Source organism: Rufibacter psychrotolerans (assembly GCF_016924645.1).
GTDB lineage: Bacteria > Bacteroidota > Bacteroidia > Cytophagales > Hymenobacteraceae > Nibribacter > Nibribacter psychrotolerans.
The window spans coordinates 304,778-312,272 of sequence record NZ_JAFFJV010000004.1 but is presented as its reverse complement, the minus strand read 5'-3'; the positions used below and the strand labels follow the sequence as shown (position 1 = coordinate 312,272).

The window sequence follows — 7,495 nt, the reverse complement described above, 5'->3', positions numbered from 1 at the left end:
TTTAAACCCTTCGGGCTGTTTTTCCTGTTTTTTCAAAAAAAACCTTAAAAAACCGGCCGATCTGCTTTTCAGCTTTTCTATTCTTTATGCCGACATCGCTGCTTCGGTCACCGGTTCCGGCGCCAGGTCACGAAGGTCAACTGGAATTACGCGCGATACACCGGCCTCCAGCATGGTGATGCCGTAGATCACGTCAGTAGAAACCATGGTGCGTTTGTTGTGCGTCACCACAATGAACTGTGAGTCGCCGGAGAATTTCTTCACGATGTTGTTGAACTTGTCAATGTTGGCATCATCCAGCGGCGCATCCACCTCGTCAAAAATACAGAACGGCGCGGGCTTGAGCAGGTAAATGGCGAACAGCAACGAAATAGCCGTCAACGTCTTCTCACCCCCGGACAGCTGGTTGATGGTCAACGGGCGCTTGCCTTTAGGGCGGGCCATGATCTCAATCTTAGACTCCAGCGGGTTGCTTGGGTCCGCAATGTACAGGTCGCAGGTATCTTCCTCGGTAAAGAGCGAGCGGAACACGCGCATGAAGTTCTCCTTGATCTGCTCAAAGGCGCTCAGGTATTTCTCCTTGGCCACCGTGTCAATCTCCGCGATGGTGTCCAGCAATTGGTTCTTGGCATCCAGCAAGTCATTCTTCTGGGTGAGGATGAACTGGTTGCGGGTGTCAATTTCCTGGTAAGCTTCGGCAGCCATGGGGTTCACAGGACCTATGTTATCCAGCTTCTGCTTCACGGCCTGCACCTGTTGGCTCAGTTCCTCGTTGCTGATGTCCAAGGATTCGGTAGGAGCCTCGGCCAGATCATCAGGGTTCATGTTGAACTCCGCCGAAAGTCGCTCAATCACAGATACTAACTTGATGCGGGTATCGGTGATGGCCTGGTTCATGGACTGGAACACCTCATCGGTGTTCTGCTTTTTGCGCTGCAGTTCCCTGATGCTTTTCTCTTTCTCGTCAATCTCGCCGCGCAGAGAGAAGTAGGCTTTCTCCATCTCGTCCAGTTCGCGGGCCAATTCTTTGCGGGCCACCATGCCTTCTTCCACCAGTTGGCTTTGGTCATCCACAAACTGGTCCAGGGCCACTGTTTCGTCTTCGGCGCGGCTCAGTTCATCCTGCAGTTGCACCAGACGCTCCTGGTGGTTGAGCACGGCTTTCTGTTTATAGGCCAGTTCCTGCTGAATGCTCTGTAAACGGTTCTTGAGCTGGTGGAACTTGATGTTCTCCTGGTTGAAGATGCCGCTGATCTCAGAGATGATTTCGTTCTGTTTTTCCAAAACCTGCGCCAAACTGTGCAACTCTTGCTCATAGCTTTTCAGGGCCATGTTCTTGCTCTCGGCATCCGGCATCAGGTCGGCCAGTTTGTCGCCCAGCTCCTGGATCTTCTCGAAGAGCTCGTCTTTCTTGCTGGCCTGGTTCTGCTGGTTCAACAGGAACTGCTCGTAGCGCACTTTGTGGCTCACCAGCTCCTGCTGCAGGTTGTTGATCTCGCGCTCCTGCAAACGGATCTGCTCCTGCTTGGTGGTTTCTTTCTGGTTCTGCAGCTTCTGCTGCTGCGTACTGATCTTGATTTTAAGGCGCTCCTGGTCTTCCTCAATGGTTTCCAGTTCTTCGGCCAGTTTCTCCAAATTCTGCTTGCGGCCCAACCGGTTGCCGTCAAACAAGCCCACCGATCCGCCGGATAAACTCAGCGGCTTCTTGATCACCGAGCCATCCGTCTGGATGTAGGTACGGCCATCGCTCAGGAATAACTCCGTATCAGTGCTCCTGGTGAGGTAGACCTCGTTGAGCATGTAGCAGAGCAGCGGGTGGTATTTCTCCTCGGCCTGCACCACTTCCAGCGCCGCCTTGTATTTGGGCGTGCTCACGGTAGCCGGAATCTCCATGTCTTCCACCTCCGAGAGGATGATGAAGTTTGCCCGGCCTTTGTTTTGTTCTTTCAGGAGCTCAATGGCTTCCACAGCCTCGGTGGCCGAGTCTACCACGAAGAAGTTCATGTACGGCTCCAGGTACGTCTCAATGAGGCTCTTGTACTCGGGGTCCGGCGAGATGATGTCTGACAGGAGAGGAGCCGGGCTTTGCCAGTTCTCAGAGGTATACAAAAACTTGATGGCCTCTGGGAAACCTTCCAGGTTGTCTACCAGCGATTTCATGAGGTGGTACTGGTTCTTTTTGGCGTCGGCCTCGCGGTTCAGGTCGATGAGCTGCTGGCGATAGTCCTGCAGGGTAGCCTCGGTTTGGGCAATCTCTACCTGCAGTTGCGCTTCGGCTTCCTGCAAATCGGCTAGTTTCTCCTGGGCTTCTTCCAGAAAACTCTTGGTTTCTGCCAGGGTTTCCTCGTGCTGCTGCAGGATCTCGCTTTCGTGTCCTTCCATTTCCTGCAGGCGCTCCAGTTCCAGGCGGTGGGCCTGCATCTGCACCTGCGTGATTTCGATGCTCTTGTTCACCGTGAAGGCCTCGTTCTGGATCTGGCGCTGCGCCACGGTCTTTTCCTGGAGCTGTCTCTGCAGATCGGCTTTCTGCTGGTTCACGTGCTCCAGCTCCTTTTTGGTAAGGCCCAGTTGCTCCTCAGAAATCAGCAAATCTTCCTGAATCTGCTCCAGGTCGTTCTGCAGCTGACCTAAGCTGCTCTCGGTTTGGGTGATGCTGGCGGTATCCAGGTTGATTTGCATGTGCAGGGTCTTCACCCGGTCCTGCAGGTACAGGTTGCGCTCACTTTTCAGCTTGATATCGTTTTCCAGTTGGCGCAGCTGAGCGGTATGCTCGTGCACTTCTTTCTGCTTGTTCTGCAGCTCCAGCTGGGTTCGGTCCAGAAGGACTTTCTGCTCCTGCAAAGCCTCCTCCAACTGGGTAAGTTCTTCAGAGTAGGAGCCTTTGCGTTCGGTTTCTTTCTGCAGTTCGTTCTCCAGACGCTCCAGCGCTTCCTGGTGCTGACCAATGTTGCGGCGGGCGTACTCCAGGCTCAGCTTTTTGTATTCGTTCTTCAGATTGATGTAGCGCTCGGCGGTCTTGGCCTGGCGCTCCAGACTCTTCAGGTTTTTCCCGATCTCGAACAACACGTCTTCCACACGCTCCAGGTCAGCATCGGTTTCCTCCAGTTTCTTAAGGGTCTGCTTTTTGCGCACCTTGAACTTAGAGATCCCGGCCGCTTCCTCAAACAGGTTGCGGCGGGAGTTGTCTTTGTCGGTAAGGATGTCGTCCACCATTTTCAACTCAATGATGGCGTAGGAATCAGACCCGATTCCGGTGTCCAGGAACAGGTCGTTGATGTCTTTGAGGCGGCAGGTGACGTTGTTGAGCAGGTACTCACTCTCGCCGGACCGGTAGTAGCGGCGGGTGATGGTCACCTGCGAGTACTCGGTGGGCAAGACGCCTTTGTTGTTGTTGAAGGTGAGGGATACCTCGGCCATCTGCTGCGGCTTCCGGTTCTTGGTACCGTTGAAAATTACGCTCTCCATCTTGTCAGAGCGCAGGTTTCTGGTTTTCTGCTCGCCCAGCACCCATCGGATGGCATCCACGATGTTGGACTTGCCGCAGCCGTTCGGCCCCACGATTCCGGTAATCCCGCTGTCAAAGTTAATGGTGACTTTGTCCCCGAAACTCTTGAAGCCCTTGATCTCTAATCTTGCTAATTCCATACACTTCCGGCCAGTACTCCTGACCCCAAACCCAAAAATACTAAAAAGAGTTTGACTAGGGGAAAGAAAGAGGCAGTTGTTTTAACCGGGTTTGTAGTAGATTTTTGGATGAAGCAGAAAGCAGAGGATACCGTTCCTTGCTCTTAGAGGATGCATTTCCCGCTGGTCTTTCGCTGGCGCGAGCTTGCAGCTCGTGTCCGCACGTTAGCAGATCATACAACATGCCCTAAAAAGCATTGTGTTAGGCTGTGTCTGAAAAATGCTCCCGGAGCTTTTTCATCCGATTTCCCTCGGCTGATCTCTGCCGCCATTGCCTATTGTAGGTCGGCTTTTTGGGGCTACTTTCCCAAAAGCAGCCCCAAAACGGTACTGCCCCGCCATTTTTCAGACACAGCCTAGGATAATATCAAAGGGTGCATCTTCAATTGTGTGGACACGAGCTGCAAGCTCGCGCCAGCAGTTGTTTTGTTTGAATTGGCCCGCATTGGGCTTATGAAAGGTTGTTGAGTGGAGCAGAGATTTCGAAAACTGTCTTTATAGATGAATTTACTCGCCTATGGCGCGGATTAACTTCCTAGCCAACAAATAAAAAAGGCACGGAAGTAAATCCGCGCCTTGCAAAATGATAATTCTGTGAAAGTAGATATCAAAAGTTCGTCAATGCATAGGCGATCAGGTTGGCGCCCATCCGGAGCGCGGCTTGGTGCTTTTCAATGGGGTCGTTGTGCACCGATTGATCTTCCCAGCCGTTGCCTAAATCGCACTCATAGGAGTAGAAGCACACCAACCGGCCTTGATAGATGATCCCAAAGCCTTGGGGTGGTTTGTTGTCGTGCTCGTGGATTTTGGGTAAGCCGCGGGGGAAATCGAATTTCTGGTGGTACACGGGGTGGTTAAACGGCAGTTCTATGAAATCCAGCTCCGGGAAGACTTTCTTCATCTCGCGGCGGGCGAACTTGTCCAAGCCGTAATTATCGTCTATGTGCAGGAAACCACCGCCGGTGAGGTATTTGCGCAGGTTCTGAACCTCGGCCTCGGTGAAGACCACGTTGCCGTGACCCGTCATGTGCACGAAGGGGTAGTCAAAGATCTCGGGACTGCCGGGCTCCACGCTTTCTTCCTGCGGGGCGATGTTGGCTTTGAGCTCGCGGTTGCAGAATTCAATGAGATTAGGCAAGGAGGTTTTATTGGCGTACCAATCACCGCCGCCGCCGTATTTCAGGCGGGCAATCCGGAAGCTGGGGCGCTGGGCGTATAAAGCGCTGGAGGCTAATAAGAAAAGAAGACTCCAGAGAAGAAACCGTTTTTGCATTGTTTTCGGGAAAAGAGGCTTAAAACCTTAAACGTCAAGTAGTACGTGAATGGTATGGCAGGCGGCTAAAGCAGCAGTCTCGGTCCTTAACCGGCTTTGACCCAACGTGACAGGTTTGTAGCCTGCTTCCAGCGCCTGTTCCACTTCCTCCGGACTGAAATCGCCTTCCGGGCCAATCAATATGGTGTACGTGTCCTGGCCGGAAATGCTTTTCGCTAAGGAGTGGCGTTCCTGGCCTTCCACCAAATGCGCGATGAATTTTTGCCCATCTACGGCTTGCTTGAGAAAATCTGTGTAGCGGGTGAGTTGGTTCAGAAGGGGCATGTACGCCTTCATAGACTGCTTCATGGCGCTGACGGCAATCTTCTCAATGCGGTCCAGGTTCAGGGCTTTTCGTTCGGAGCGGGCGCATTGCAGGAACGTGATCTCATCAATGCCCATCTCCACGGCCTTCTCCACGAACCACTCCATGCGGTCCATATTTTTGGTGGGCGCCACTGCCACATGGATTCGGTAGTCGCGCTTTCCGTAGTCTGCCTGATGGTGTAAGATGCTGAGTTTCGTCTTCTTAGGGTTCGCCTCCGCAATCTCTGCTTGATACAAACCACCCCGACCATCTACCAACGTGACCGTGTCTCCCTGACCTAAGCGCAGCACCCGAGCGCAGTGCTTTGACTCTTCCTCAGAGAGGGTGTAGGTTTTATCAGTGGATTGCAAATCTGGCGTAAAGAAGAGGTGCATGGAAATCTGTTTTAGAGCTGTTTTTCCAAAAATACACCAAATTCCCGCAGGGGAGCAACCTTCATAAAAAAAGCCTTCCATACAATGAAAGGCTTTAATAGGATGAAGGAAATAATTGAGTGCTACGCTTCGACCGCTACTTCAGGAGCACCGGCCAGTATCTCTTCGTTCGCGTAAGACGCGTACTTTTCAAAATTCTTAATAAAGGCTTTGGCCAGATCATGCGCTTTGTGGTCGTAAGCCTCTTTGTCGGACCAGGTGTTGCGTGGGTTCAGGATGTTAGCCGGCACGTTAGGGCAGGATTCCGGCACTTCCATGCCAAACACCGGGTGCTTGCTGAACGTGACCTCCTGCAACTCACCGGTAAGCGCCGCAGTGATCATGGCCCGGGTGTAGGCCAGTTTCATGCGAGAGCCCACACCGTACACGCCGCCTGTCCAGCCGGTGTTCACCAGCCACACATTTACGTTGTGCTCGGTCATTTTCTTGCCCAGCATCTCGGCGTAAGTGGTGGGGTGCAAGGGCAGGAAAGCCGCCCCAAAACAGGCCGAAAACGTGGTTTGCGGCTCGGTAACGCCTACCTCAGTACCGGCTACTTTGGCAGTATACCCCGAGATGAAGTGGTACATGGCCTGGCACTTGTTCAGGCGCGAGATAGGAGGCAACACCCCAAAGGCATCAGCGGTCAGGAAGAAGATGTTCTTGGGAATACCGGCTCTGGACGGTTCCACCGCATTGTCAATGTGGTTTATGGGATAGGCCGTACGGGTATTCTCCGTCACTGATTTATTGGTGTAATCTACTTCACGGGTGCCCGGTTTAAAGCGTGTATTTTCAACAATGGCCCCAAACCGGATGGCATCCCAGATCTGCGGTTCTTTTTCGCGGGTGAGGTCAATCACCTTAGCATAGCAGCCTCCTTCAAAGTTAAAGACGCTGTCCTCGGTCCAGCCGTGCTCGTCGTCACCAATCAGGCCGCGGTTCGGGTCGGCGGAAAGGGTGGTTTTGCCCGTGCCAGATAACCCGAAAAAGATAGCGGTGTCGCCGTCCTGGCCTACGTTAGCCGAACAGTGCATGGAGAGCGTGTTGCGGGTATGCGGCAACAGGTAGTTTAATACTGAGAAAATGCCTTTCTTCATCTCGCCGGCGTATCCGGTGCCACCTATCAGGATCATCTTGCGGGAGAAGTTGATGATGGCAAAGTTAGGCTGGCGGGTGCCGTCCACGGCCGGATCAGCCACAAACTCAGGGGCGTTGATGATGGTAAACTCCGGGGTGTGGTGCTCAAGTTCTTCCTCGCTCAGTCGCAGGAACATGTTATGGCAAAACAGGTTATGCCAGGCTAAGGTGTTCACAACGCGCAGGTTCAGGCGGTAGTCTGGGTGGGCTCCCGCGTAAGCATCGCGTACGTAGAGTTTGCGGCCCTTCAGGTGCGCCAGCATCTTCTGGTACAACGCCTCGAACTTGGCAGGATCATAGGCGATGTTGATATCGCCCCACCATACAGATTCTTCCGTTTCGGTATCCCGCACCACATAGCGGTCTTTGGGAGAGCGACCCGTGAAGGCGCCGGTATCGCACATGAGGGCTCCGGTATCCGTCAGGTAGCCTTCCCCGTTCCTGAGGGCCTCTTCCACCAGCTCTGCCGGAGAGAGGTTCCAGAGAACCTCTTTCGCTTCTGCAATTCCAATTCCTGTTAAATCCATGGTGACAGATCTTTTGCCAATTTCTTTCATAAAGGAAGATTTATTTTTTAAAATTTCAAAATAGAAATGGAGAGAAGAATTTTGATTCCCA

The 7,495-nt window shown here is 53.0% G+C and carries 4 protein-coding genes; all 4 read right to left on the bottom strand.

Features of this window, described 5'->3' with window-relative positions:
* Positions 1-84: 84 nt before the first annotated feature.
* The 4 genes from smc to pckA all read right to left on the bottom strand — a co-directional run bounded on the left by smc (position 85) and on the right by pckA (position 7,404).
* The gene (smc, locus tag JT718_RS05805; RefSeq protein ID WP_205500936.1) at positions 85-3,645 is read right to left on the bottom strand and encodes a chromosome segregation protein SMC; all 3,561 of its coding nucleotides are present in this window, start codon (positions 3,643-3,645) and stop codon (positions 85-87) included.
* A 646-nt stretch (positions 3,646-4,291) separates the two neighbouring features.
* The gene (locus JT718_RS05800; RefSeq protein WP_205500927.1) at positions 4,292-4,957 is read right to left on the bottom strand and encodes a DUF4159 domain-containing protein; all 666 of its coding nucleotides are present in this window, start codon (positions 4,955-4,957) and stop codon (positions 4,292-4,294) included.
* Between the two features lie 27 nt (positions 4,958-4,984).
* Entirely contained in the window at positions 4,985-5,698 is a 714-nt protein-coding gene (locus tag JT718_RS05795; protein ID WP_205500925.1) for a 16S rRNA (uracil(1498)-N(3))-methyltransferase, read from the bottom strand.
* A 122-nt stretch (positions 5,699-5,820) separates the two neighbouring features.
* The gene (pckA, locus tag JT718_RS05790; RefSeq protein ID WP_374729154.1) at positions 5,821-7,404 is read right to left on the bottom strand and encodes a phosphoenolpyruvate carboxykinase (ATP); all 1,584 of its coding nucleotides are present in this window, start codon (positions 7,402-7,404) and stop codon (positions 5,821-5,823) included.
* Between the last annotated feature and the right edge of the window lie 91 nt (positions 7,405-7,495).

Coding starts and splice junctions, on each gene's coding strand:
- smc (WP_205500936.1), bottom strand. CDS start 3,645: ATGGAATTAGCAAGATTAGAGATCAAGGGCTTCAAGAGTTTCGGGGAC.
- JT718_RS05800 (WP_205500927.1), bottom strand. CDS start 4,957: ATGCAAAAACGGTTTCTTCTCTGGAGTCTTCTTTTCTTATTAGCCTCC.
- JT718_RS05795 (WP_205500925.1), bottom strand. CDS start 5,698: ATGCACCTCTTCTTTACGCCAGATTTGCAATCCACTGATAAAACCTAC.
- pckA (WP_374729154.1), bottom strand. CDS start 7,404: ATGGATTTAACAGGAATTGGAATTGCAGAAGCGAAAGAGGTTCTCTGG.